21 protein-coding genes are annotated in these 26704 nt (G+C 69.8%); 9 read left to right on the top strand and 12 right to left on the bottom strand.

Annotation, left to right across the window (positions count from 1 at the left end):
• Positions 1 to 70: 70 nt before the first annotated feature.
• On the bottom strand, positions 71 to 1474 hold the full coding sequence (locus DIE02_RS02385; RefSeq protein ID WP_124528558.1) for an MBL fold metallo-hydrolase RNA specificity domain-containing protein: 1404 nt from the start codon (positions 1472 to 1474) through the stop codon (positions 71 to 73).
• Between the two features lie 280 nt (positions 1475 to 1754).
• Between DIE02_RS02385 and DIE02_RS02380 the strand changes: the two genes are divergently transcribed.
• Positions 1755 to 2204 carry a hypothetical protein gene (locus tag DIE02_RS02380; protein WP_124519786.1) on the top strand — a complete coding sequence of 150 codons (450 nt, stop codon included), beginning with the start codon at positions 1755 to 1757 and terminating at the stop codon, positions 2202 to 2204.
• A gap of 50 nt (positions 2205 to 2254) precedes the next feature.
• On the opposite strand, the gene DIE02_RS02375 is transcribed toward DIE02_RS02380, so the two are convergent.
• The 9 genes from DIE02_RS02375 to DIE02_RS02335 form a co-directional block, all read right to left on the bottom strand.
• Positions 2255 to 3745 carry an efflux transporter outer membrane subunit gene (locus DIE02_RS02375; RefSeq protein WP_124519787.1) on the bottom strand — a complete coding sequence of 497 codons (1491 nt, stop codon included), beginning with the start codon at positions 3743 to 3745 and terminating at the stop codon, positions 2255 to 2257.
• Positions 3723 to 4808, bottom strand: a complete 1086-nt coding sequence (locus DIE02_RS02370; protein WP_124519788.1) for an HlyD family secretion protein — start codon at positions 4806 to 4808, stop codon at positions 3723 to 3725. The genes DIE02_RS02375 and DIE02_RS02370 overlap by 23 nt, the downstream gene beginning before the upstream one ends.
• Positions 4805 to 5509: an ABC transporter ATP-binding protein gene (locus tag DIE02_RS02365; RefSeq protein ID WP_185640954.1), complete on the bottom strand. Its 705-nt coding sequence runs from the start codon at positions 5507 to 5509 to the stop codon at positions 4805 to 4807. Before DIE02_RS02365 ends, DIE02_RS02370 begins: the two co-directional genes overlap by 4 nt.
• Positions 5506 to 6642 (bottom strand): ABC transporter permease, encoded by a 1137-nt coding sequence (locus DIE02_RS02360; protein WP_124519790.1) that lies wholly within the window; start codon positions 6640 to 6642, stop codon positions 5506 to 5508. The genes DIE02_RS02365 and DIE02_RS02360 overlap by 4 nt, the downstream gene beginning before the upstream one ends.
• A gap of 32 nt (positions 6643 to 6674) precedes the next feature.
• The gene (locus tag DIE02_RS02355) at positions 6675 to 6860 is read right to left on the bottom strand and encodes a DUF2964 family protein (protein WP_124519791.1); all 186 of its coding nucleotides are present in this window, start codon (positions 6858 to 6860) and stop codon (positions 6675 to 6677) included.
• Between the two features lie 141 nt (positions 6861 to 7001).
• On the bottom strand, positions 7002 to 8126 hold the full coding sequence (locus tag DIE02_RS02350) for an ABC transporter permease (RefSeq protein ID WP_124528556.1): 1125 nt from the start codon (positions 8124 to 8126) through the stop codon (positions 7002 to 7004).
• Between the two features lie 2 nt (positions 8127 to 8128).
• Complete coding sequence (gene rbbA, locus DIE02_RS02345; RefSeq protein ID WP_124528554.1) at positions 8129 to 10942, bottom strand: ribosome-associated ATPase/putative transporter RbbA; 2814 nt, start codon at positions 10940 to 10942, stop codon at positions 8129 to 8131.
• On the bottom strand, positions 10939 to 12012 hold the full coding sequence (locus DIE02_RS02340) for an HlyD family secretion protein (protein WP_124528552.1): 1074 nt from the start codon (positions 12010 to 12012) through the stop codon (positions 10939 to 10941). Before DIE02_RS02340 ends, rbbA begins: the two co-directional genes overlap by 4 nt.
• Positions 12009 to 13502: an efflux transporter outer membrane subunit gene (locus DIE02_RS02335; protein ID WP_124528550.1), complete on the bottom strand. Its 1494-nt coding sequence runs from the start codon at positions 13500 to 13502 to the stop codon at positions 12009 to 12011. The genes DIE02_RS02340 and DIE02_RS02335 overlap by 4 nt, the downstream gene beginning before the upstream one ends.
• 378 nt (positions 13503 to 13880) lie before the next feature.
• Here DIE02_RS02335 and DIE02_RS02330 point away from each other — a divergent pair, with 378 nt between their 5' ends.
• The 3 genes from DIE02_RS02330 to ftsH are packed head-to-tail and all read left to right on the top strand — an operon-like array spanning position 13881 to position 17018.
• Positions 13881 to 14528, top strand: coding sequence for a BON domain-containing protein (locus DIE02_RS02330; RefSeq protein ID WP_124528548.1), 648 nt, complete (start codon positions 13881 to 13883; stop codon positions 14526 to 14528).
• A gap of 39 nt (positions 14529 to 14567) precedes the next feature.
• Positions 14568 to 15077 (top strand): BCAM0308 family protein, encoded by a 510-nt coding sequence (locus DIE02_RS02325; protein WP_124528546.1) that lies wholly within the window; start codon positions 14568 to 14570, stop codon positions 15075 to 15077.
• A gap of 33 nt (positions 15078 to 15110) precedes the next feature.
• Complete coding sequence (gene ftsH / locus DIE02_RS02320; protein WP_124528544.1) at positions 15111 to 17018, top strand: ATP-dependent zinc metalloprotease FtsH; 1908 nt, start codon at positions 15111 to 15113, stop codon at positions 17016 to 17018.
• A gap of 68 nt (positions 17019 to 17086) precedes the next feature.
• On the opposite strand, the gene DIE02_RS02315 is transcribed toward ftsH, so the two are convergent.
• Positions 17087 to 18883, bottom strand: coding sequence for an adenosylcobalamin-dependent ribonucleoside-diphosphate reductase (locus DIE02_RS02315; protein ID WP_124528542.1), 1797 nt, complete (start codon positions 18881 to 18883; stop codon positions 17087 to 17089).
• A gap of 217 nt (positions 18884 to 19100) precedes the next feature.
• On the opposite strand from DIE02_RS02315, the gene DIE02_RS02310 reads away from it, so the two are divergent.
• The 3 genes from DIE02_RS02310 to DIE02_RS02300 all read left to right on the top strand — a co-directional run bounded on the left by DIE02_RS02310 (position 19101) and on the right by DIE02_RS02300 (position 22208).
• Complete coding sequence (locus DIE02_RS02310; protein ID WP_124528540.1) at positions 19101 to 20036, top strand: 1-phosphofructokinase family hexose kinase; 936 nt, start codon at positions 19101 to 19103, stop codon at positions 20034 to 20036.
• 118 nt (positions 20037 to 20154) lie between these two features.
• On the top strand, positions 20155 to 20955 hold the full coding sequence (locus DIE02_RS02305) for a polysaccharide deacetylase family protein (RefSeq protein ID WP_124528820.1): 801 nt from the start codon (positions 20155 to 20157) through the stop codon (positions 20953 to 20955).
• Complete coding sequence (locus tag DIE02_RS02300; protein ID WP_124528538.1) at positions 20952 to 22208, top strand: putative glycoside hydrolase; 1257 nt, start codon at positions 20952 to 20954, stop codon at positions 22206 to 22208. Before DIE02_RS02305 ends, DIE02_RS02300 begins: the two co-directional genes overlap by 4 nt.
• Positions 22209 to 22493: 285 nt before the next feature.
• On the opposite strand, the gene DIE02_RS02290 is transcribed toward DIE02_RS02300, so the two are convergent.
• The gene (locus DIE02_RS02290; RefSeq protein ID WP_124521068.1) at positions 22494 to 22991 is read right to left on the bottom strand and encodes a lecithin retinol acyltransferase family protein; all 498 of its coding nucleotides are present in this window, start codon (positions 22989 to 22991) and stop codon (positions 22494 to 22496) included.
• Between the two features lie 468 nt (positions 22992 to 23459).
• On the opposite strand from DIE02_RS02290, the gene DIE02_RS02285 reads away from it, so the two are divergent.
• On the top strand, positions 23460 to 23924 hold the full coding sequence (locus DIE02_RS02285) for a carboxypeptidase regulatory-like domain-containing protein (protein WP_124528536.1): 465 nt from the start codon (positions 23460 to 23462) through the stop codon (positions 23922 to 23924).
• Between the two features lie 121 nt (positions 23925 to 24045).
• Positions 24046 to 26424 carry a serine hydrolase gene (locus DIE02_RS02280; protein ID WP_409364359.1) on the top strand — a complete coding sequence of 793 codons (2379 nt, stop codon included), beginning with the start codon at positions 24046 to 24048 and terminating at the stop codon, positions 26422 to 26424.
• Positions 26425 to 26704: the final 280 nt, after the last annotated feature.

Genomic DNA, 26704 nt, shown 5'->3' with positions numbered 1-26704 from the left:
GCCGGGCCGCGCGTGGCGGAAACCGGGTGCCTCCGCCGCCCGTCACGCGCGGCCGGCGTTGCGCCGGCAGTCAGGACGACAGCGCGGCGGGCTCCTGCGTGTTGTTTGATTCAATCGCGTCCAGATCGACGCACTGCTCGTAGGTCGGCACCTCGCACGGCCAATGCAGGCGCTCCGAGATGCGCCGGCGCATCGCATCCGCGGCAGCGGGTTCTCCATGCGTGACGAAGGTCCGCACGGGCGCGCCCTGCATCGTGCCGAGCCACTTCAGGATCTCTTCGTAGTCGGCATGGGCCGACAGCGTCGTGATCGACTCGACCTGCGCGCGCACGCGCACGTACTCGCCGTGAATCTTCAGCGTCGGCTCGTGCGCGGCCAGTGCCGCGCCGCGCGTGCCGGCGGCCTGGTAGCCGACCAGCGCGATCGTGTTGCGCGCGTCGGGCGCATGGCGGCTCAGGTGATGCAGCACGCGCCCGCCGGTCGCCATCCCGCTGCCGGCGATGATGACCATCGGGCCGTGGTGTTCGGCGATCGCCTTGGACTGCTCGACCGAGCGGATCATCGTGGCCGCGTGGCCGAGCGCATTCGCTTCGGAGGCCGTCAGCCGGTGTTCGAGGATATGGTGGCGATAGATCTCGGTCACGTCCGTCGCCATCGGGCTGTCGACGAACACCGGGACGCGCGCCATGCGGCCGGCCGCCTTCAGCCGCGCGATGTAGTGCAGGATCTCCTGCGCGCGGCCGACGGTGAAGCAGGGCATCACGACGACCCCGCCGCGCGCGAAGGTCTTGTCGAACATCCCGGCCAGCTCGTTTTCGGGATCCGACGCCGGATGCAGCCGGTCGCCGTACGTCGATTCGACCACCAGGTAGTCGGCATGCGCGGGCGGGCGCGGCGGTTGCATGATCGGGTCGTGATACCGGCCGAGATCGCCGGAGAACGCGAGCACCTTGTGGTCCCAGTGCATCACGACGCTCGCCGCGCCGAGGATGTGCCCGGCCGGCAGCAGGCGGAACGACAGGCTGCCGCCCAGCGCGGTGCATTCGTCGAAGGCGACGGGTTGCAGCAGGCGCAGCGCGCGCTGCGCGTCGTCCAGCGTGTAGAGCGGTTGCGCGGGATGATGCTTCGAATAACCGTGCCGGTTCGCGAAGTCGGCTTCCTCCTCCTGCAGCCGCGCGCTGTCGCGCAGCATGATGTCGCAGAGTTCGGCCGTGGCCGCCGTGCAGTACACCGGCCCGCGATAGCCTTCGCGGGCCAGCACCGGGAGATAGCCGGTGTGATCGATGTGCGCGTGCGTGAGCACGACCGCGTCCAGCGTGTCGGGCGCGAACGGCAGCGCGCGCCAGTTGCGCAGCCGCAGGTTCTTGGTCCCCTGGAACAGGCCGCAATCGACCAGGACGCGCCGGCCGCCGTGCTCGAGCAGGTACTTCGAGCCGGTCACGGTTTCGGTCGCACCGAGAAAAGTCAGTTTCATGGGGTGCCTCTGCGGGAGTCGACGGAACAGTAAATCGATTACATCCCGAACGCGCGGGCGGCGGTTGACCGAAATCAGGAATTGCGGGATCCCCATGCCGGCCGGGCGAGATTCCCGGCCGGCGCGCGGTTTGACGACGATCAAGCATGGGCCCCGGCGGCGGCAGGATAGTGAGTTGGTGCGTGCATGCGGTGTCGGGACCCCGTTATCCGCGCATGCCATGCGCGCGATGCGTTCGGCATCACGCGTCGCCTCACGAGTCTTTCGGGATGAACCCATCATGACGTTGATCGCCAATCTGGATGGTGCCGGGCACCTTTACCGACTGTGCTTCGTCCGCGCGCCCTGGGCGTGGTTTACCTGCTTGCCGCTCGACGAGCAATGCGGCGAGCGCTGGGCGGACGTGCCGTACCAGAATGCCGCGAAACCGCCGTACAGCGATTCGCGCGTGCAATTGCTCCGGGTCGCGTTCGACGCGCCGGGTCTGTTACCGCCCGAGGCCGGGCGGCACGGGCATGCGTGGAGCGTCCAGCAGATCAACCACGGCGCGGCGCCATGGCTGCGCAGCGAGGATTTCGTCGACGCGCTGACGCTGACCGTGCCGGCCGGGGTCACGCTCGCCACGTTCGTCGAACGGATCGAGGCCGCCGGCGGCACCGTCTACGGGCCGCTCGGCTGGGCGGAATTGCCGCCGTGGCAGCGGCCCGACGTGGTGGCGCAGACGGGCTGAATGGGGCTGAGCGGGACTGAATGCCGGTGCGGCGCGCTTGTCGGCGCGCGTCAGCCCGCATCGCCCCAGCCGCCGCCGAGCGCGACGTAGAACGCAACCGTATCCTGCAGGCGCTGCGCGACCGTCTGCAGCCACGCAATCCGCGCCTGATGGTATTGCAAGTCGGCGACCAGCAACTGGACGTAGCCGGCAATCCCCGCGTCGTAGCCGGCCTGCGTGAGCTTCAGCGCGTCACGAGCCGCGGCCATCGCGCGCGCCTGCGCATCGAGCGCCGCCGCGTCGTTGGCGAGCGCGCGCAACGTGTCGGCCACCTGCGAGAACGCCGACAGGACGACCTGCCGATAGGTCGCATCGGCTTCGTCGTACGCATCCTGCGCGGCGCGCCGCTGGTTCAGCAGCGAGCCGCCATGAAAGATCGGCGCGGTGAGTGCGGCACCGGCACTCCACACGCGGCCGGCGGGCGAGAACAGCTTGCCGGCGACGACGCTGTCGAACCCGCCCGATGCGGACAGCGAGAGGTTCGGGTAAAGCGCGGCCGTCGCGACGCCGACCCGCGCGCTGGCCACGTGCAACTGGGCTTCCGCCTGCAGGATGTCGGGGCGGCGGCGCACCAGCGACGACGGCGCCGTGTCGGGCAGGCTGGCGGGCGGCTCGATCCCGTCGAGCGACAGGTCCGGCGTCCGCCAGTCGGCCGGGTAGCGGCCGGCCAGCAGCGCGAGCAGATCGTCGGCCTGCGCGCGTTTCTGGTCGAGCGCGGGCAGCGTCGCCTCGAACGACGCCCGCTGCGATTCCAGCGTCAGCACCGCGACGTAGGCTGCCGCGCCGGCCGTCACCTGCGCGCGCGTCAGACGAACCTGCTCGTCGAGCAGGCCGATCATTTCGCGCGTCGCCGCGGCTTCGTCGCGATAGGCCGCGCGCGCGACCATCGTATTGACGACGTTCGCGGTCAGCATCAGGTAGGCGCCCGCCAGCGCCTGCCGTTGCGCATCGACGTCGGCCGCGAGCGCTTCGACCTGGCGCCGTTCGCCGCCCCACAGGTCGAGCGTGTAGCTGACCGTGGCCGACAGCGTGAACAGGTTGAAGATCGACGCCGGCAACGCCTGGCCGGTGCGCAGCGGCACAGCGCGCTGGCGCGACGCGCCGGCCTGTGCATCCACCTGCGGAAAGAAGATCCCCTGGCCGGCCCGCAGCGCGTGCTCGCTGCGCCGCAGCGTCGCTTCGGCGAGATCGAGCGTCGGGCTGCCGGTCAATGCTTCGGCGACGGTCGAGTCGATCGCGCGGCTGCCGAAGCGTGTCCACCAGTCGCGCGTGAGCGCCGCGTCCGCCGACAATGCCTGCGTCCGGCCGCCGCCGCTCCAGGAGCCGGACGCCGCGCCCGGATCGTCGGGCGGCACGAAGCGCGCGACGCGCGGCGCGGGTGGTGGGACGAAATTCGGCCCGACCGTGCACCCCGCGAGCAGCACGGCGACGGCCAGCGCGCCGGTGCCGCGGCGCAGCGCGCGCGCGCGGCGGGCCCCGTTATTTGCCTGCGACGTAGACATCGACGATCTGCCCGGGAAACAGCCGCACATTCCTGTTCGGCAAGATACGGAAAATGACCGGCAGCACGCGCACGTCGACGCGCTCGGTGCGCTGGTCGGACAGCTCGATCTTCGGCGTGACGTATGGCTGCACGCGCACGAACTGGAGATCGGCCTCGACCGATGTGCCGCGCACGAACATGTGCGCCTTCAACGCATGCAGGTCGGGTAACTGGTGGATCAGGATCTCGTCGATGTAGCAGCGGACCTGCAGCCGGTCGACCGGCGTGCCGAGCACCACGACCGGCGTGCTGCCCCGCGTATAGGTGTCGTAGAGCCCCTGCGAGGTCAGGTAGGCCCCCACGGCCGCGTTCATCGCCAGGACGGTCCCGTCCGCCGGCGCACGCAGCGTGTAGCGGGCGAGCAGTGCGGCCGCAGCGTCGGCCGCGCGCCGCAGCGCGATGGCCTGCGCTTCCTGGTTGCGCACGTCGTAGCTCCATGCGCCGGCCTTGGTCAGACGATACTGCCGCGTCACGACGTCCAGGTTGGCCGCCGCGACGCGCACCGCGTTCGCGGCCGTGTCGAGCGCGTCGCGGCTGACCGCCTTCGGATCGATGTCGTACGCGTGCCGCTGCTTGTCGTACTGGTCCTGCGCGAGCTTCAGGCTCGCCTGCGCGGCCGCCGTTTGCGCACTGGCCACGTCGAGCACCTCGCGGCGCGGCTGCGCCTTCAGCTCGTCGAGCAGCGCGGCGGCCGCGTCGGCCTGCGCCGCGAGCTGGGCGGCGGTCGCGCGTTGCACCGAGTCGTCGATCGTCAGCAGCGCGTCGCCGGCCTTCACCGGATCGCCGTCGTGCACGAGGATGCGCGTCACCGCGCCCGAGACGTCCGGATAGACGTTCACGTTCGCGCCGGCCGGCTGCTCGCTCTCGACGATGCCGTTCGCATAGACGCCGCGCGCGTACGGATTGGCGGCCGGCTTGAATACCGGCGGCTGCGGCGGCTCCTGGCGGCTGTAGACCCACGCGGCGAGGACGCTTGCCAGGAAGCCGAGCAGGGCCGCCACGAACACGAGCCGGTGTTTCATCGTGCACCTCCGCGCTCGATGCCGTTCAGCTTGCCGTCTTCCATCCGCAGGACGCGATCCGCGTACTCGAAGATCCGCGCGTCGTGCGTGACGATCACGATGCAGCGCGTGTCGTCGAGCACCTTGTGCTTGACGAAGTCGATGATCATGCGGCCCGTGTCGCCATCGAGCGACGCGGTCGGCTCGTCGAGGATCAGCAGGTCGGGCTGGCTGACGATCGCGCGCGCGATCGCGACGCGCTGCTGTTCGCCGCCGGACAGCTTCACGGGCGGCAGTTGCGCGCGGTTTGCGAGCCCGACCACGTCCAGATACGCGTGCGCTTCCTTGAGCGCGTCGTCCCACGGCCGGCGCCTCAGGATCAGCGGGATCGCGACGTTCTCCGCGGTCGTGAGCCGCGGGAACAGGTGGTAATCCTGAAACACGAAACCGATCCGGTTCAGCCGGAAATCGGCGATCGCGTCGTTCGGCTGCGCCCACAGGTCGACGCCGTCGATCGACACCGAACCGCCGTCCGGCCGCAGGATGCCGGAGATCACGCTGAGCAGCGTCGTCTTGCCGCTGCCGGACGGCCCGACGATCAGCAGCATCTCGCCGAAGTTCGCCTGCATCGACACGTCGCGCAGTGCCTGCGTGCGCGCGTCGCCTTCGCCGAACCATTTGCCGACGCCGCGCGCGTCGATCGCGATGCCGGCCATCGTCAGCCCCGGAAGATGTCGAACGGCTCGATGCGCAGCACGCGCCGCACGCCGAGATAGCTCGAAATCGTCGCGATCACGACCACCATCCCGAACGCGAGCGACAGGTTGCCGTACGTGATGAGCGCCGCATAGTCGGGAATCCGCAGTTTCGCGAGACTGATCATCAGCACGCACAGCCCGACGCCGATACCGTAACCGGTCAGCGCGGTGAACGTCGCCTGGAACAGGATCATCGCGACCAGCTCGCGGCTTTTCGCGCCGATCGCCTTCAGCGCGCCGAATTTGTCCAGGTTCTCGAGGATGAACGCATAGAACGTCTGCCCGGAAATCGACAGGCCGATGATGAAGCTGATGATCGTCATCAGCATGATGTTGGTGCCGAGCCCGGTCTCGTACTTGTAGAAGCGCGCGATCTGCGCGATGAATTCGTCGCGTGTGTACGCGCGATAGCCGAGCGCTTGCACGACGGCCTTGATGTGGGCGATGTCGGCATCCGACTTGGGCTCGACGAGGATGTAGGAGGTCGTGAAGCGTGGCGACGGAATGTAGCGGATCGCGCGGGCGTAGGTGGTGTAAAGCGTCGGCGTGCCGAACAGGCCGCTCGCGGCGACCTTCGCGATGCCGACGATCACGCCGCGATGATCGTTCAACTCGAAATCGGTGCCGACGGACGGATTCTCGAGTTTCCGGAACTCGGGATCCTGAATCGCGATGAAGCCGTTTTCCGCGTAGATGTCCTCGATGCGGCCCTGCAGCATCGTCGGGCGGCCGAGCAGGCTGGCGTCGTCGAGGCCGACGACCGTCACGGCCTGGTAGGTGCCGGAGCGCAGCTTGACGAGCGCGCCGCCGGAATAGAGCGGCACCGCATACTTGACGCCGTCGATGCTGCGCACCGCGTCGAGCACGTAGTCGGGCATGCCGATGCTGTTCGCGATCGTCTTCACGGCCGGGTCCATCACCCATACCTTCGCGCCGATATTGATGACCGACGCCGACGACTTGTTCAGGATGCCGGCGAACAGCGACGTCATCTCGATCATCAGCAGCACCGAAAACGTGATGCCGACGATCAGCGCGGTGAATTTCGCGCTGTCGTTGACGAGCAGCTTGAACGCGAGACGCAGGATGCCGTTCATGATGGCGAATCCGACGCGTCCGGGCCGTGCGCCTAGCGCCCGGACGGCGCCGGATCCAGCTGCGCGACGAACGCCACGATGCCCGACACGAGCGCGACGATCGCGTACGGGACGACCCGCTCGTCGATCAGCATCGCATGCACGACGCCCAGCAGCGACGCGAGCGCGATGAATACGCAGAGCGTCGCAAGCGCGTTTCGGTATCGCAGACCCATCATGACGTTCTCCCGGGAAGCGGCCGCCGTGGACATAGCTGCCACTGGTTGCGCAAGACATGGCGCCATGATCGCGTGCCGCGCGCCGGCACGATTGATCTGTATCAACGGACGAATCCCGGCGTCACGGGCGCGATGCGCCGATCAAGTCATCTGACCAATCGTCTTGCGGAACCGCGTCAGCGACAGCAGGAACAGCACGCAGCCGATCGCGAACAGCGCCGCGAACTGGGCCCACACCGCATCGAACCCGGCGCCGCGATACAGGATCCGCTGCGCGAGTTCGACGAAATGCGTGGTCGGCGCGGCCAGCATGATGTCCTGCACGACGGGCGGCATGCTTTCGCGCGGCGTCAGTCCGCCCGACAGCAGTTGCAGCGGCAGCAGCACGAGGACGAGCAGCATGCCGAACTGCGGCATGCTGCGCACGAGCGTCGCGAGAAAGATCCCCATCGACGTCGTCGCGAACAGGTGCAGCGCCATGCCGGCCACGAACAGCGGCACCGATCCCGGAATCGGCACGTGCAGCGCGCCGCCCACGACGAACGTCAGCGACGCGACGGCCGCCGCCGCGACGACGAGCCCCATCGACCAGACCTTCGCGAGCATGATTTCCGCCGCGGTCACCGGCATGACGAGCAGATGCTCGATCGTGCCGTGCTCGCGCTCGCGAATCAGCGCGGCGCCGGTGAGGATCATCGACAGCATCGTCACGTTGTTGATCAGTTCCATCAGCGCGCCGAACCAGACTTCGTCGAGATTCGGGTTGAAGCGCATCCGCATCGCGAGATCGACGGGCGGCAAGGACGTGCCGCGCTGGCGCCGCACGAACGCATCGATCTCGCCCGCCACGATCTGCTGGACGTAACCGCCGCCGGTGAACGCCTGCGTCATGCGGGTCGCATCGACGTTGAGCTGGACCGTCGCGTGACGGCCGGCGAGCACGTCGCGCTGGAAGTCCGGCGGAATGTCGAGCGAGAACGTGTAGTCGCCGTTGTCCAGCCCGCGATCGGCCGCGCCGGCGTCGACGAGCGGGGGCGGCGCGAACTGCGGCGGGAAGAACGCCGCCGCGATGCGCGCCGACAGCGGCGACGCATCCTCGTCGACGATCGCGATCGGCACCTTGTGCAGCGTTTCCGGGCGCGCGGTGGCCGCGACGTAGATCGACGCGCTGAACGTGTAGACGATCAGCGCGAGCAGGATCGGGTCGCGGGCGAGGCTCCACAGTTCCTTGACCCCGAGCCGGAAAATGACGAGCAGGCGCGACATGGTCAGCGCTCCTGCTTGCGCAGCAGCACGCCGGTCATGACCAGGATGACCGGCGCGGCCGCGAGCATCGGCCAGAACTGGGACGACAGGTCGGCCAGCCCGAGCGCCTTGTTGTAGACGCCGCGGCTGATCGCGAGCATGTAGGTGGCCGGATAGACGGTGCCGACCCACTTGCCGCTGCCCTCGAGCGACGACAGCGGCGTGAGCAGGCCCGAGAACTGCACGACGGGAATCAGCGTGCCGACGATCGTCATGAAGATCGCGGCGATCTGGCTGCGGGTAAACGTCGAGGCGAACAGCCCGATGCCGGTGGCCACGACGTTGAAGATCAGCACCGCGGCCGCCAGCGTCGCGAAACTGCCCTTGATCCGCACGCCGAACACGAGGTCGGCCAGCACGACCATCAGCAGGAAGTTCAGCATGGCCAGCATCACGTACGGCGCCTGCTTGCCGAGCAGGAATTCGGCCCGCGTGACGGGCGTCACGTACAGGTTGACGATCGACCCGAGCTCGCGTTCCCGCACGACGGCGAGCGCCGTCAGCATCGCGGGCAGCATCAGCAGCAGCATCGGCATGATCGCGGGAATCATGGCCGGCAGGCTCTTGACGTCCGGGTTGTAGCGATAGCGGATCGCGATGTCGACGGCCGGCGCGAGCGACACGCCGAGCCGGCGCTTCGCCTGGTCGCGCAGCCAGTTTTCGTGCATGCCGGCCACGTAGCCGCGGATTGTCTCCGCGCGCATCGGCATCGCGCCGTCGACCCATGCGCCGATCTCCACGCGGCGGCCGCGCGCGACGTCGCGCGCGAAACCGGGCGGGATCTCGAGCGCGAGCGACAGCTGGCCGTTGCGCATGCGGCGCTCGATGTCGCGGTCGTCGGCGAGCGGCGCGCGCGGCACGAAGTAGCGGGAACCGGCGAGGTTCTGCGCATAGTCCTGGCTCAGGATCGACTGATCGCGGTCGAGCACCGCGAACGTCAGGTTGTCGACGTCGAGACTGATCCCGATGCTGATCACGCACATCAGCACGAGCGAGCCGAACAGCGCCAGCGTCGCGCGCAACGGGTCGCGTCGCAGCTCCAGCACTTCGCGCCACAGATAGCTGCCGGCGCGCGCCGGGCTGAACCATGCCGCCGCACGACCGGCGCCGGCCGCCGCGGGCGGCGCGGCGAGCCAGCCGGCGTCGGACGGCGCATCGGCCGGCGCACCGTCCGCGCCATCCGCTTTCTGCGCGTCGCTCAGGTAGCCGATGAACGCGTCCTCGAGCGTGGCGGCGCCGCGCAGGCGCACCAGTTCCTCGGGCGCGGCGCTCGCGAGCACGCGGCCCGCATGCATCAGCGAGATGCGGTCGCAGCGCGCGGCCTCGTTCATGAAGTGCGTCGAAATGAAGATGGTGACGCGATCGTTGCGCGCGAGCTCGATCATCAGCCGCCAGAAGTCGTCCCGCGCGACCGGATCCACGCCCGACGTCGGTTCGTCCAGGATCAGCAGCTCGGGCTTGTGCACCATCGCCACCGCGAGCGAGAGCCGCTGCCGCATGCCGAGCGGCAGGCGCTCGGGCAGCGCGTCGAGGGCGTCGGCCAGCCCGAAGCGCGCGACCATTTCGGTCACGCGCGCGGGCACGTCCGCCTCCGGCACGCCGAACAGGCGCGCGTGCAGCACGAGGTTCTGCCGGACGGTCAGTTCGCCGTAGAGCGAAAACCCTTGCGACATGTAGCCGACGCGCCGGCGCGTGTCGATGTCGTTCGCGGCGACCGGCCGGCCGAACAGCGTTGCGGTGCCTTCGGATGCGGGCAGCAGGCCGGTGAGCATCTTCATGGTCGTCGACTTGCCGCAGCCGTTGGAGCCGAGAAAGCCGAAGATTTCACCGCGGCGGATCTGCAGGCTCACGTGGTCGACCGCGACGAAATCGCCGAACCGCATCGTCAGCCCGTCCGCCTCGATCGCGTAGTCGGCCGCCCGATCGGCCTGGAACGGCGCGATCACGACCGGCTGGTGTCCGTGCCGGCGCGCCTCCGGGAGCAGCGCGATGAACGCGGCTTCCAGCGTGTCGCAACCGGTGCGCTCGAGCAGCTCGCCGGGGCTGCCGGTTGCCAGCACGCGGCCGGCGTCCATCGCGATCAGCCGGTCGAACCGGCGGGCCTCGTCCATGTACGCGGTGGCGACCAGCACGCTCATCGCCGGGCGGGCGGCGCGAATGCGGCCGATCAGCTCCCAGAACTGCGCGCGCGACAGCGGATCGACGCCGGTCGTCGGCTCGTCCAGGATCAGCAGGTCGGGATCGTGGATCAACGCGCAGCACAGGCCGAGCTTCTGCTTCATGCCGCCGGACAGCTTGCCGGCCGGGCGGTCCAGGAACGGCTGCAGCCCGGTGCTGCGCGTCAGCGCGTCGATCCGTCGGCGCCGCTCCGCCGCATCGTGGCCGAACAGGCGCGCGAAGAACTGCAGGTTTTCCTCGACCGACAGCGTCGCGTACAGGTTGCGGCCGAGGCCTTGCGGCATGTAGGCGATGCGCCGGCACACGCGCGCGCGATGGCGGCGCGACGACAGGTCGCCGTCGAGCGTCCATACGCGGCCCTGCTGGATCGCGCGCGCGCCGGAAACGAGCGCGAGCAGGCTCGACTTGCCGACGCCGTCCGGCCCGATCAGCCCGATCATGCGGCCGGCCGGGATATCGAGCGTCACGTCGTCGAGCGCGGCCTTGTCGCCGTAGCGCAGCGAGACGCCGGACAGCCGTGCGACCCAGCCCGGATCGGCCGACACCGGCGCAGCGCCGGTCGCGCCGGCATCCGTCTCGACGGGCGCCGCCGCTTTCATTGCGGCACCCTGATCGCGAGGCGATCCGGCCAGCCCGCGTGCGGGTCGGTCTTCAGCCACGCCACGCCCGGCAACCCGGTCTTGACGAGCTTCAGGTGGCGCTGCAACAGGTCGCGATCGATGCGTGCCTTCACCCGGAACATCAGCTTCTGCCGCTCGGTGGCCGTTTCGACCGTCTTCGGCGTGAACTGCGCGGTGCTCGACACATAGGACACGCGTGCCGGAATCACGTATTCCGGTGCCGCATCGAGCACGATCCGCACGTCGGCGCCGAGCGGGACCCGGCCGACGACCGCTTCGGGCAGGAAGAACGTCATGTACACGTCGGACAGGTCGACGACGTTGAGCACCTTGCCGCCTGCCGGCAGGACTTCGCCCGACTCGGCAATCCGGTACTGGACGCGCCCGTCGCGCGGCGAGGTCAGTTCGCTGTCCGAGAGGTCGGCCCGCACGCGCGCCACGGTCGCCTGCGCGGCCGTCACGGCCGAGCGCGCCGCGACGAGCTGGGCCTGCGTGGCGTCGATCGCGGCCTGAGCGGCTTCCACCTGGGCCCGCGCGGCATTCACGGTCGCGCGCAGGCTGCCGGCGCGCGCGCGATCGTCGTCCAGTTCCTGCATCGACGACGCGCCGTCGCGCGACAGCGTTTCGGACCGCGCGAGCCGCCGCGTGGCCGCGTCCAGCTCGCTTTCCCGCTGCACGACGACGGCCGCGGCCGCGGCCTTGTCGCTGCGGCGCTGCGCGACCTGCGCGTCGATGCTCGCCGCGGTGTTCACCGCCTGCTGCTCGCGCGCCCGTGCCTCGTCGAGCTGCGCCTGCAGGACGACGACGTCCATGCGTGCGAGCGGCTGGCCGGCCGTCACGAAGTCGCCTTCGTCGACGAGCATGGCGGTGACGCGCCCCGGCAGCTTGGTCGCGACGTCGATTTCGGTCGCCTCGATGCGGCCGTTGCCGCTGACGAGCCCCGCATCCGCCTGGCCGTCGTGCCAGCGCGTCCACCCGTAGTACGCGAGGCCGATCGCAAGCACGGCCGCACCGATACCGATCAGAAGAGGGCGCGGGATGGTTTTCATGGTGTGTTATCCGAGTCTGTCGAAAGGGGCGCCGTTGCCGCGGCACTCTTGCCGGTGTCGATCACGCCGCCGCCGAGCGCGCCGTACAGCGCGACGCGGCTCGACAGCAGCGCACGACGGGTCGTGACCAGCTGCTGCTCGGCGTTCATCAGGTCCCGCTGCGCATCGAGCACTTCGAGGAAGCGGGTTGCCCCGCTGTCGTAGCGCAGCTTCGCGAGGCGCGCCCGCTCGGCCTGCGACGCCAGCGTGGCGCGCTCGATGGCGACCTGGTCGGCGAGCCAATGGCGCGCGGCGAGCGCATCGGACACGTCGCGGAACGCACGCTGCAGCGTCTGCTCGTAGCGGGCGAGCGCTTCTTCGCGTTGCGCGCGCGCCAGTGCGAGATTCGACCGGTTGCGGCCGCCGTCGACGAGCGGCAGCGTGACGTTGGGAATCACCGACCACACGCCGGACCCCGACGACAGCAGGTCGTGCAGCGCGCTGCTTCCCGAACCGATCGCACTCGTCAACGCGATGCGCGGAAAGAATGCCGCGCGCGCCGCGCCGATGTTCGCGCGGCTCGCCTGCAGTTCGCGCTCCGCCGCGATCACGTCCGGGCGCCGGGTCAGCAGCGACGAGGGCAGGCCGGGCGCGAGCGACGGCAGCACCGCGCCGTCGTCGAGCGCGAGCGGCGTGGCGCCCAGCGCCGGCGGCGCACCGACGAGCAACGCCAGCGCATCGGCCGCCGTCGCGCGGGCCTGCTGCAACTGCACGCCGAGCGATTCCGCCTGCTGCAGCAGGATCTCCGATTGCGTGAGATCGAGGCGCGAGATCGCGCCGGCCGCGTGACGAAGCCGGAAAATCCGCAGCGATTCGCGGCGGGTGTCGATCGTCGCGCGGGTCAGCGCGATGCGTTCGTCGATCTCGCACAGGGTCAGATACGCGTCCGCCACACCGGTGACGACGCTCAGCATCACCGCCTGCCTGGCCGCGTCGCTCGCGAGGTAGCGCTGAAGCGCTGCTTCCTTCAGGTTGCGCACGCGGCCCCAGAAATCGATCTCCCATTGCGTCTCGGCCAGCTGGACTTGATAGACCTGCCCGATGACGGGCGCCGGAGTGAGAAAGCCGCCCGGCGTGCGAAACCGCGCGTAGGCGGCGCCTGCACTGATCGTCGGCCATTGATCCGCGCCGCGGATGCCGTACACCGCGCGAGCCTGCTCGACGCGTGCGACCGCCGCGCGCAGATCCCGGTTGTCGGCGAGCGCCTGGCCGATCAGTGCGCGCAGGCGCGGGTCGACGAAGTAAGCCTGCCAGTCGGGCACGGGCGCGGCGGGTGTCGCGTCGGCGGACGGCTCCGGAAAGGACGCGGGAATCGGTGCGGCGGGACGCTCGTCCGGTGGCGCAAGCGACAGGCAGCCCGACAGCAGCCCCATGCCTGCCGCCAGCGCAATGGCACGCATGCGCCGCACGACGGCAGGATGACAGCGAACGGGAAGCGCGGCAGCGCGCATGGAATGCCTCGTCGAATACGGAAATGCGGGAATTCGGGATGGCGCCGCCCGCGGGGCGTCGCCGCTTCGGATTCACTTATATCCGACGATTACCGGGTTTCCCCTTGATCTGTGTCACTCGGGCGGGGATGCGTTTCGAGGGGCCGCTCGCTTGACGCGCGTGCCGGAGCATGCGTCGGACGCTTTCGCGACGGCGTGCCGGACCGGGCCGCGCAATGCCTGTCACGGGCGGCACGCCCGGTGCGGCAACGTCCGTCGCGAGCCCGCGGTTGATTGATCCTCGTCAAGCCGCCGGCGCGGCCGTGCGCGATGCTGAACACGGTGCGGCACGCATTCGCTCGCAGGCATGCGGCCGGCACGGGCCGACGGGAGACCGATATGAAGTCCGATGCAGTACTCAAGCAGGATGTCGAGCAGGCGTTGTTCTGGAATCCGGCGATCGATGCGCGCCGGATCGACGTCGAGGTTCACGACCGGATCGTGACGTTGCGCGGCACGGTCGACAGCTGGGCGCAGAAGCTCGAAGCGCAGAAGACGGCACTGCACGTCGCCGACGCGCGCGCGCTGGTGCTCGAACTGAACGTCACCCCGCCGGAGAACGCGTGCGCTGACCAGGAACTGGCGATCGCGATCACGTTCGCGCTCGGCTGGCAGGAGGCGTTGCGCGATCACAAGATCAGCGTCGAGGTCGATCACGGCTGCGTGACGCTCGACGGCGAAGTCGATCACGCGTATCAGAGCCGCGCGGCGGAAGCGATGGTGAGCCGGATGATCGGCGTCGTCGGCGTGGCCAACCGCATCCGGGTGCGTGCCGACCATACGGTGCCCGACGTCGGCGCCCGGATCGCCGAGGCGCTTGCGCGCCGCGCGCAGCGCGAAACCGCGGGAATCTCGATCGATGCAACCGACGGCATCGTCACGCTGACGGGCACGGTCGCGTCGTTGGCCGAAAGGCGCGCCGCGTGTGGTGCGGCCGGGTCGGTGAGGGGTGTCCGGCAGGTCGTCGACCGACTGAGCGTCGCCTGACCGGCTTGCACGTGCCGTCTACTACCAGGAGAAGCTGCGATGAACCGTTCGCATACCGGCCCCGGCCGAAACTATCTGCGCCGCGATAAGCGCATGCAGCCGCATACGAAGGACAGTTATCGCGAACCGAAGCGGCCCGCGGGCGACCGCATCTGCGAAGGCTGCGGCGCCGTCTGCGACGCGGGCCGCTGGACCTGGTACGCGACCCCGCTCGACCGGCGCCAGCTCGAATGCCCGGCCTGCAAGCGCATGCGGGAAAACGTGCCGGCGGGCGAACTGGTGTTGCAGGGTGCCTACCTGAGCGCGCACCGTTCGACGATTCTCGAACTGCTGCGGCATCAGGCCGATCTGGAGACGAGCGAGCACGCGCTCGAACGCATCATGGACATCGACACATCCGCCGATTCGCTCGTCGTTCGCACGACGGGCGTGCACATGGTCCGGCGCCTCGGCGAAGCATTGCTGCATGCGCATCACGGCGATCTCGCGCTCGACTATCGCGACGGCGAGGACGTGCTGCGTGCGCACTGGAAGCGCGACGATGCGTGAGCGGATGCTGGCCTGCCGGAGAGGTTCGACCCCGTGAAAAAATCATTCGACTACTCCGGGCTGCTGATTCCGGTCGCGTTCGCCGTGCTGGTCGCGGTTCAACTGCTCGCGCGCCAGCCGGTGTCGACAACGATTTCCTACAGCGATTTTCACCGCCTGGTGGACGCACGGCTCGTCGACGATCTCGAGATCGGCCCGGCGACGATCTCGGGCACGCTGCGCATGCCGCAAGCCGGCGCCGCGCTGCCCGCGTCCGATGCGGCCGGGGTGAAGGAGGCCGGCGCGCCGTGGCGCTTCACGACGAACCGGGTGAGCGACGAAGGGCTGGTCGCCGCGCTGACGAATGCCGGGATTCGCTACCGCGGCGCGACGGATACGGGCTGGATCGGCACGCTGGCGACCTGGATCTTCCCGTTGATCGGCTTCGTCCTGATCTGGAATTTCATGATGCGAAGGCCGGGCGGGATGCGGGATCTGAGCGGCATGGGCAAAAGCCGCGCCCGCGTCTACATGCAGAAGGAAACCGGCATCACGTTCGACGACATCGCGGGCATCGACGAGGCGAAGGCCGAGCTGCAGCAGATCGTCGCGTTCCTGCGCAACCCCGAACGCTACCAGCGGCTCGGCGGCAAGATTCCGAAGGGCGTGCTCGTCGTCGGCGCGCCCGGCACCGGCAAGACGCTGCTCGCACGCGCGGTCGCCGGCGAGGCAGCGGTGCCGTTCTTCACGATCAGCGGCTCGGCGTTCGTCGAGATGTTCGTCGGCGTCGGCGCGGCGCGCGTGCGCGATCTGTTCGAGCAGGCCCAGCAGAGCGCGCCGTGCATCGTGTTCATCGACGAGCTCGATGCGCTCGGCAAGGCGCGCGGCGTCGGCCTGATGTCGGGCAACGACGAGCGCGAGCAGACGCTGAACCAGCTGCTCGTCGAGATGGACGGCTTTCAGGCCAATTCCGGCGTCATCATCATGGCCGCGACCAACCGGCCGGAGATCCTCGATCCCGCGCTGCTGCGCCCCGGGCGTTTCGACCGGCACATCGCGATCGACCGGCCGGACCTGACCGGACGCAAGCAGATCCTGGCCGTGCATACGAAGCGCGTGAAGCTCGCGCCGGAAGTCGACCTGGCCGAGCTGGCGCAGCGCACGCCGGGCTTCGTCGGCGCCGATCTCGCGAACGTCGTCAACGAAGCCGCGCTGCATGCGGCGGAACTGGGCAAGCCCGCGATCGGGATGGCCGATTTCGACGAAGCCATCGACCGCGCGATGACCGGCATGGAGCGCAAGAGCCGCGTGATGAACGAACAGGAGAAGCGGACCATCGCGTACCACGAATCGGGGCATGCGCTCGTCGCGCAAAGCCGCGCGCACTGCGATCCGGTGAAGAAGGTGTCGATCATCCCGCGCGGGATCGCGGCGCTCGGCTACACGCAGCAGGTGCCGACGGAGGATCGCTACGTGCTGCGCAGGAGCGAGTTGCTCGACCGGCTCGACGTGTTGCTCGGCGGACGCGTGGCCGAGGAAATCGCGTTCGGCGACGTGTCGACCGGCGCGCAGAACGATCTCGAACGCGCGACCGCGCTGGCGCGCCATATGGTGATGCAGTACGGGATGAGCGAGAAGATCGGCCTGGCGACACTCGACGATGGCGCACGCCAGGGCGGGGCGCCGGGCGTGTGGACGCCGGGCGACGGCCGCTGCAGCGAGCACACGGCGCAACTGATCGACGAAGAGGTGCGTGCGCTGCTCGAGGAGGCGCACGCGCGGGTCACGGCAACGCTCGGCGCGCATCGCGATGCGCTCGAACGGATCGCGCGCAGTTTGCTGCAGCACGAATCGATCGATCACGACATGCTGGTGGCGCTCATCATGCCGCCGGGCGATGACGGCGAGCCGCCTCGGGCGCCGGAAGCCGACACGGAAACGACCACGGGCGTCTCCGCCTGAAGGAGCGATCGGCGCCCGCTATCGCACCGGATGCTTGCCCGGACGCTCGCCGCCGCTCATCGTGTCGTTCAACAGCCGATGCAGACGGGGCCGTCGCGCCGCGCGTGCGCCGCGTCATCGGTCACGACCGACGCGAGCCGCGGATCGGGCCGGAAAATCGTGATGCCCTTGAGCCCTTCGCGCCACGCCTGGAAGAACAGCGCGTCGACCGCCGCGAGCGAACACTGGCCGGGCATCGTCACCGTCTTGGAGATACCGGCGTCGACGCACGGCTGCAGCGCCGCGAGCATCGCGACGTGATCGGCCGGCGCGATATCCGCCGCCGTGACGAAATAGCCCGGCAGCCTGACGGTGTCGCCATGCAGTGCGCGAAACAGCCGGTGAGCGTGATTCTCCACACGAAACGGCCGGACCTGCCCGTCCGCGGTGCGGACCATGCGGCGCTGCGTCCAGCCGACGGCCGGCTCGATTCCGTTCGAACAGTTGTCGCAGAACGCGAGGCTCACGCTGCCGGCCGGCGCGAACGACAGCAGGTGGCTGTTGCGCAACCCGTGCCGCGCGATCGCGTGATGCACCTTCAGCGGCAACAGCGTTCGATACGCGGGGCCGCTCAGATAGGCGGCCGGGTCGTAGGCCGGAAACACGCCGCGCTCGGCGGCAAGCGCGGCCGACGCGGCGAACGCATGCTCGCGCATCGCGAGCGCGATCCTGCGTGCAAGCGCGCGTGCTTCCGCGCTGTCGTAGCGCAGCCTCAGCATCGTCAGCGCGTCGCCCAGCCCGGTGACGCCGACCCCGATGCGGCGCGTGCGTCGCGCTTCGTGCTCGTGCGCGGCGAGCGGCCACTTGGTCAGATCGAGCACGTTGTCGAGCATGCGGACCTGGATGCGCACCGCATCGGCGAACGTCGCGAAATCGAAGCGCGGCTCGCCGTCGATACCGAACGGGTGGAGGACGAACCGCGACAGGTCGATCGGTCCGAGCACGCAGCTGCCATAGGGCGGCAGCGGTTGCTCGCCGCACGGGTTCGTCGCGTCGATCCGCTCGTGCTCGCGCAGCGGATTCGCGGCGCGGATCGTGTCGAGAAACAGGAGCCCCGGTTCGGCGCTGTCGCGCGCGGCAGTGACGATCGCGTGCCAGAGCGTGCGGGCCGGCACCGTTGTGTAAAGGTAGCGTCCGTCGGGCAGCCGGGGCGATGCGCCGGACGTGCAGGCGGGTGGCGCGTGGTGGAAGAGCGCCCACGGCAGGTCGTGCCGGACCGCCTCCATGAATGCGTTCGTGACGCCGACCGACAGGTTGAACGTCGGCCAGCGCGCGCGTCCGCGCTTGGCCGCGACGAACGCGACGAGATCCGGATGATCGCAGCGCAGCACGCCCATCTGCGCGCCGCGGCGCGGGCCGGTGAACGGCAGCGCCCGGCACATCGCATCGAAGCGGTCGAGCGCCGCGCATACGCCGCGTCCGGACGACAGGCGCCGTTCGTACGCGTCGGCGGGTGGCACCGGCGAGAAGTCGTAGCCGATTCCGCCGCCCATCAGCAGCGTGACCCGGGCGTCGTCGAGCGCATGCGCGAGCGCCGTGTCGAGGGCCTGCACGGGGGCGTCGGCCGGAATCGCGAGCGGATGGACGAAGCAGTTGACCATCGTTCCGCCGTGGTCCGCGCCGGCGTTCGCGAGAATGCGGCCCGCGCCGATCGCACCGCGCTGCAGGTTCAGGTAGAACATGCGCTCCGCCTGCGCACGGCGCTCGGCCGGCTCGGCGAGCGACAGCGCACGGGCGACGCGATGGAAGACGGCCGCGCGAGACGTGTCGCCGGGCTGCGCATAGCGCTCGGCGAACACGGTGCTGCAAAGCGGCTGCTCGTCCATGGCGGGGCTCGGCGACGACGAATGACTCAATGTAGGCGCCTGCCCGAACGTGTCGTTGATCGAACGCAACCGGGCGCTTTCGCGGCACCGCTTGATGGCGGTCAACGCCGCGGCCGGCGTCGAACGTAACGTGTAGCCACGGCCGGCACGCCGCGGTGGGCCGGAAATCGCCACGCGGGCACCCGGCGCGCCTGCCATCGACTGCGAGCGACGCACCATGACCGATATCGTTACCGTCACGTTGAATCCGGCCGTCGATGTCTCGACCTCGGTCGAGCACATCGTCGATACCCACAAGCTGCGCTGTACACGGCCACGGCGCGACCCCGGCGGCGGCGGGATCAACGTCGCCCGAACCATTCACCGGCTCGAGGGCGACTGCGTCGCGCTGTACCTGGCCGGCGGGCCGACCGGCGACGTGTTGACGCTGCTGCTCGAAGCCGAGCGCCTGCCGGCGGTGCGCGTCCGGATCGCCGGCGAGACGCGCGAGAACGTCTGCGTGAGCGAGACCGCGACCGGGCGCGAATACCGGTTCGTGATGCCGGGGCCGCTCGTCACGCAGGCCGAGTGGCGCGACTGCGCGGCCCGCATCGACGCCATGCAGCCGGCGCCGCGCTATCTCGTGCTGAGCGGCAGCCTGCCGCCCGGCGCGCCCGACGACCTGTATGCGACGCTCGCGCGCACGGCCAGGGCAAGAGGAAGCCGGGTGGTCGTCGATGCGGCGGGCCGGGCGCTGCAAGCGGCCCTCGAGGCCGGCGTTCATCTCGTGAAGCCCAGCCTCGGCGAACTGAGTGCGCTGGCCGGCGAACCGCTCGACGACACGGCGGCCTGCCGCAAGGCGAGCGAACTCGTGGCGCGCGGGCAGGCCGACATCGTCGCGTTGACGCTCGGTGCGCGCGGCGCCTGGGTCGTCACGCGCGATCGCGCGCTGCGCCTGCCCGGCAGGCCGGCAGCGGTATGCAGCACGGTCGGCGCCGGCGACAGTTTCGTCGGCGGCATGGTCTGGGCGCTGGCGCGCGGCGTGCCGTTCGACGATGCGTGCCGCTATGCGCTGGCGGCATCCGCCGCTTCGGTCGAGCATCCGGGCACGGCGCTCTGCACGCGCGACGACGTCGAGCGGATTCATGCCGAACTGGTTGCGCAGGCAAGCTGACGTCCAGGCGGCCCGACGCGTGCACGATCGCGTCGACGCGCGATCGATCGTTGATCTGGCTCAGCGGATTGCGCGCCGCCATCGCGAAAAATGGGGCAGCCATTCCACGAGGTCCGCCATGGCCGTTCGCCTGACCGCCTTGATCGCCAGCCTGCTCCTGCTGTCGGCCGCGTCGCCGGTTTCGTCCGCCGACGTCGCGACCGTCGATTCGCCCCCGCAGCGTGTGCTGATCCTGGTCTATCACCGGTTCGCCACCGCGCGCCTGGATTCGATGACGGTGCGTACCGAAACCTTCCGTCACCAGCTGCAGGCGATCGAGGCGAACGGCTACCGCATCGTGCCGCTCGCCGACGTCGTGCGCTGGCACGACGGCCAGGCCGATGCCGTGCCGGCGCGGGCGGTCGCGATCACCGTCGACGACGGTCATCGCTCCGTCTACGACGTGCTGCGCCCGTTGCTGGGCGCCCATCCGATGCCGGTCACGCTGTTCATCTATCCGTCCGCCATCTCCAACGCCGGCTATGCGATGACATGGGACCAGCTGCGCACGCTCGGGCGCGCCGGCGGGTTCGACATCGAGTCCCATACGTACTGGCATCCGAATTTCCGCACCGAGCGCGCCCGGCTCACGCCGGACGACTACCGGCGCTTCGTGTCGTTCCAGCTGGGCCGGTCCCGCGAACGGCTCGAGGCCGAAACCGGTGAGCCGATCAGGCTGCTGGCCTGGCCGTTCGGCGTCCATGATGAACAGACCGACCAGTTGGCCGCACGCGACGGCTACGTCGCGGCATTCACGCTCGACGCGCGCCCCGTTCGTACCACCGACCCGGCAATGGCACTGCCGCGCTATCTGATGACGGACGACTGCGACACACGATGCATGAACGGATTGCTGAGAACCGCCGGGAGTCAGCCGTGATGAAACGCCTGATCATCTGTCTTCTCGTGTCGCTCGCCGGCTTCGCTGCCCGGGCGGCGCCCGTCACGATCACCGTCGTCGACGCCACGAACGGGCACCCGCTCGCCGGCGCGATCGGGCATGCGTCGGGCGTGAACCGGACCGCGGATCGCGACGGCGCGTTTTCACTGGAGATCGACGCGGCGGGCACGCGCCTGAGCGTGCGTGCGCCGGGCTACGCGCGAACCGAAGTCACGCTCGCGCCGGCCGGGGTCGCGCAGACGATCCGGATGACGCCCGTGCGTCCGAAGGCGGTCTATCTGTCCGCCTATGGCGTCGCCGACCGCACGCTGCGCGAGGCGGCGCTGTCCCTCCAGGACAAGACGGCAATCAACGCGCTCGTCATCGACGTGAAGGGCGACAGCGGCGTGACGCCGTATCGCAGCCTGGCGCGTGAAATCTCGGGTGCCGCGAACCATGCCGCCGGCGCCGTCGTGCATCCGCCCGATCTGCCGGACCTGCTGCGGACGTTCCACGCGCGCGGTCTTTACGTGATTGGCCGCATCGTCGTGTTCAAGGACGACGCGCTGGCGCGCGCTCATCCCGAGTGGGCCGTGCGCGACGCGGCCGGCGAGATCTGGCAGGACCGCGAGCATCAGCGCTGGATCGACCCGACATCGCGCGCGGCCTGGCAACACAATTACGATGTCGCCGAAGAGGCTGCCCGCATGGGTTTCGACGAAATCCAGTTCGACTACCTGCGTTTTCCCGACGCCAACGGCCTCCGGTTCGGCGAGCCCAATACCGAGGCCAACCGGGTCGCGGCGATCACCGGATTCCTGACCGGCGCGCGCGAACGGCTGCGGCCGTACAACCTGTACATGTCGGCCGACATCTTCGGGTACGTCTGCTGGAATGCCGACGACACCGCGATCGGGCAGCGGCTCGACGCGCTCGGACCGGTCGTCGACTATGTGTCGCCGATGCTGTATCCGTCCGGCTTCACGTGGGGCCTGCCCGGTTGCCGCAAGCCGACCGAGCATCCGGGCGAGATCGTGTCGCGGTCGCTGGCCGAGGCGAAGCGCCGGACCGGAATGGACGGTGTCCGGTTTCGGCCGTGGCTCCAGGCGTTTCGCGACTATGCGTTCGATCGCCGGCCGTTCGATGCCGACGAGATTCGCGCGCAGGTCGACGCGGCCGACGCGGCGGGCACGGACGGCTGGATGCTGTGGAATCCGCGCAATCGCTACGATCCTGCCGCGTTGCCGCGCTGAGCGGCACGTGCGGAGCGGCGCGAACGCGTAAGGTGCAGGGCGCGAATCGATCATGCCGTGGAATGACGACCGTTATCCGCCTGCGATGCGGAATCTGCCGCCGCCGGTTCGCGGCAAGGCGATCGGGATTGCCAACGCGCTGCTGCGGCAGGGGCGTTCCGAGGGCAGCGCGATCCGCATCGCGATCGCGCAGGCGAAACGGTGGGGGCGTGCGCATGCCGTCTTTCGTGGCCGCGGGTGACGGTCGAGTCGATGAATGACTGAACGACGGCCCTGCCGTCGATACTACGCCATACACCGTGCCGGGCATTCGCGCCCGGTCATCGCCGGATGCCACCGCGCGGCCAGTACGCACGCGACGAGCATGACGGCGACCGCGATGCCATGCGCCGGGTTGCGCAGGCACGACGCGACCTGCTCGCTCCTCGCCACACCGAAAAGGCACCACAGGCAGAAGTGCTCGCAGTTGTTCGTGAGCAGCCGGTATCGGCATTCGCCCAGGCGCGATGCCGCGCGGCGCGCGGCTTCCGTGCCGTCGTACAGCGTGCGCGCGTGGCGGATGACCGCGAGCCCGAAACCGGCACGGAAGCCGTCCAGCGTGACGACCTCGACCGGACCGCCGCTCGCATGGCGTGACCATCCCGCGTAGTGAATCACGTTGCCGTCGCCGATGTAGATCCCGTGATGCAGATAACCGGGGCGGCGGGTCACGAGGTGCGCACCGACCGGCGGTTCGCCATCCGGCATGGCGTCGTCGGCGTGCACTGCGGTCGGATCAATCATCGCCAGCTCCTCGGTCCTGCGGCGGCGGGGCGGAAGAGTCGCGCGCCGGCCGCGAAACACGTTGCTTCCTGTCACGTCTCCAGTATTGACAGCGGCGCCGCGCGGAACAATCAGCGTGGCCTGAGCTTGCTGTCCGACGTCGGGCCGCCGTGTCGGAAATTTCCGACGGGCCGTGCAATATCGGCTGACAGCCGTCACGGACGATTGCGCCGTCCGGATGCCGCTCCCCCGTGTTTTCAGGCGTGCCGCGGCGCCCGGGCAGATGGGGCGCGATGACTGTCTCGCGGGGGCCGTCCGGCCTCGTTCGGCGTCGACAGGCGCGCACTTGACTTGAGTCAACGGGAAATCGGCGTTCCGCGCGACGCTGACAGCGTCGTCGACTCGAACGAGCGACGTCACCGCACGCGACACGTTCCGCGACCGGACGGGCGGCATTGCAGCCATGCGTGCTCGATCAGGAGAGTGAAGATGTGGACCGGAACCGTGAAGATGCTGCTGCTGGCAGCCTGCCTGCTGAACATCGGTACGAACGCGCTGGCTGAAACGTCGACCGAGCCGATCATGCGCAACGGTGTCGCTTATATCACCGGCGGAATCGGCCAGGACGAGGTCACCGCGTTTCGCGATGTCGCGCCTCGCTACAACCTGCGGATCACGTTCGCGTCGAAGCGGGGCCATTATCTTTCCGATGTCGACGTCACGCTGTCGTCCGGCAAGGCGACGCTTCTCGACGCGCACACGAACGGGCCGTTCCTGTTCGCCCGCGTGCCGCCGGGGCGATATACCGTGTCCGCGCACGACAGGGCCGTCCAGGAAGTCCGGCACGTCGTCGTACCGGCGCGCGGCGCCGTCGATGTGCGCTTCTACTGGCACGACCCCGAACGGCAAGGCGCTATGCGTCTGTGTGCGGATTGTTCCGCAGCGCCGCAATAACCGGCACGCCAGTCGCGCTTTCGATCAGGACCGGCGAGGCGGCGATGCGCGGCGCTCGCGCCATCGGCGCGGCGGTCCTCCGCGCGCGGCTCGACTCCGCCGATGCGGCCGGCACGGAGGAATGAATGCAGTGGAACAGGCTCGATCGCTACGATCCCGCTGCGCTGCCGCGCTGACCGGCGCGCTGCTGTTTGCGCTTGCGCCGGCCGGAGCAAGCGCGGAATCCGGGATGCCCGCAACACAGCGGCAGGCCGTCTCGATCGACGAGGCGATCGCCGCCGAGATCGCCGACGGCCATCTTGCCGGCGCGGTGGTCGTGACGGGCGATGCCGACGGCGTGCGGGTACGCGTCGCGCGCGGCCTGCGCGTGGCGGGCGAGCACGTGGAGGCGATGACGGCCGATACCGTCTTCGATCTCGCGTCGCTGACCAAGCCGGTGGCGACGGCGGTTGCGGTCATGCAGCTCGCGGAGCGCGGCATGCTGAGCCTCGACGCGCCGGCCGCGCGCTACTGGCCCGCGTTCGGTGCGCACGGCAAGGCCGGCATCACGATCCGCCAGTTGCTCGCGCACGTGTCGGGGCTGCCGGCCGGCGTGTCGTCGTCCCGCGCGCTGCGCAGCCGTGCCGCCGTGCTGGCCGACATCGTCGCGATGGCGCCCGGCGCGCCGGCCGGCACACGGGTGCGCTACAGCGACGTCAACTACGTGGCACTCGGCGAGATCGTCGAGCGCGTGTCGCACCGGCCGCTCGACGCGTGGTGCGCCGCACACGTGTTCGCGCCGCTCGGGATGGCGAGCACCGCGTTCCGGCCGCCGGCGCCGCTGCTCGCGCGCGTGGCGCCCACCGCCGTGCGCGATGGCCGGCTGCTCCGCGGGAGCGTGCACGATCCCGTCGCGGCCGCGTTGGGCGGCGTGGCCGGCAATGCGGGCCTGTTCGCGAGTGCGGACGATCTGGCGCGCTTCGCGCGCATGCTGCTGAACGGCGGTGCGCTCGGCCCGGCGCGCGTGCTGGCGCGCCGCAGCGTCGCCACGCTCGAGACACCGGCCACGCTCGACGCCGAAGGCGACCTGCACACGCCCGGCTGGGCGGTCGGGCCGCCGCTCGTCGCGAACCGCTACCGGTTGCCGCCGGTCGGCGCGCTGCAACACCTCGGCTACACGGGCACGGCGCTGTGGATCGATCCCGTGACGCGCCGCTTCGCGGTCGTGCTCACGAGCCGGCTGTATCCCGACGAAACCGGCACGGCGCTGCCGTTGCGCTCGCTCGTGCTCGGCATCGTATCGAGCGAAGCCGCTCCCGTGACGCCGGCGCGGATCGCGACGCGCGTGCCCGCGATGGCGGCGGCCGTCGCGCAGGCCGCCCGGTTGCCGGTATCGCGCGGGCCGGTACTGGCCGGCATCGACGTGCTCGCGGCGAACGGCTTCGCGGCCGTCGCGGGCAAGCGCATCGCGCTCGTCACGAACCGCAGCGGCTTCGACCGGTTCGGCCGGCGCACGGCCGACCTGCTCGCACAGGCGCCGTGCGCGCGGCTCGTCGCGCTGTTCGCACCCGAGCACGGGCTCGGCACCGACGTCGACGAGACGTTCGGCGACACGCTCGACGCCGCGACCGGTGTGGTGGTTCACAGTCTCTACGGCGACCGCCGCCGGATCGCGCCCGCGCTGCTCGGCGACGTCGACGTGCTGGTGCTCGACCTGCAGGATGCAGGCGTACGCTTCTTCACCTACCTGGCCACGCTCGGTTACGCGCTCGAAGCCGGCGCCGCCGCCCAGCGCCCGGTGCTCGTGCTCGACCGCCCGGACCCGCTGGGCGGCGATGCGTTCGGCGGCCCCGTGGCCGATGCCGGGCCGGCCACGTTCACCGGTTATTACCCGTTGCCGCTCCAGCCCGGCATGACGCTCGGCGAGCTCGCGCGGCTGTTCAACGACCGCCTGCACGTCGGCGCGGCGCTGACCGTGGTGCCGATGGCGCATTACGCGCGCGCGATGCGCTTCGGCGACACCGGGCTTGGCCAGGTGCCGCCATCGCCGAACCTGCGCGATGGCGCCGCGCTGTCGCTCTACCCGGAGACGGGGCTCATCGAAGGGGCGGCGGTCAGTGTCGGGCGCGGCACCGCGACACCGTTCGGCGTGGTCGGCGCGCCGTGGATCGACGGGCGCATCCTCGCCGACGATCTTCGCGCGATGCGGCTGGACGCGACGTTCTCGCCGGTTCGCTTCGTGCCGGCGGAGGGGCCGTATCGCGGCAGGGTGTGCGAAGGGGTGCGCATCGAACGGCCGCCCGGCGCGACACGGCCGGGCGAGATCGGGCTGGCACTCGCGCTGGCGCTGCACCGGCGTTATCCGGCGCAGTTCCGGATCGATGCGATCCGTGCCTCGATCGGCTCGCGCGAGGTGGCGGACATGCTGGAGGCGGGGCGCTCGCTCGACGAGATCGAACGTGTCGTCGACGCGCAAAATGCCGCGTTCGCGCGCGAACGGGCGGCGTTCTTACTGTACTGAGTCCGTGCCGCGCGCCGACGGGCGCCCGATTCACCGGTCCGATGCATCCTGCTTTCCCGACAGGCTTGATTTGGGTCAAGCGTGAACGAGCCGGCGGCGGGATCCTGATCGCGAGCGCGACGGGACGCGTGCACGATGTCTCCACGGTCGATTCATGGTCGCTTCACGTGTCGTCGCGCTGATGCAATGGCACGCCGGCAGCCGCGCGTCCGAACCTTAAGAATGCGGTAAGGAGCCGGCCCGAACATGAACGCATCGCCCAGGAGAATCACGATGCGGA

Source organism: Burkholderia sp. Bp8991 (assembly GCF_003853795.1).
Lineage (GTDB): Bacteria > Pseudomonadota > Gammaproteobacteria > Burkholderiales > Burkholderiaceae > Burkholderia.
Note: the sequence above shows the minus strand (reverse complement) of the source record. Positions and strands in the feature narration are given on the sequence as shown.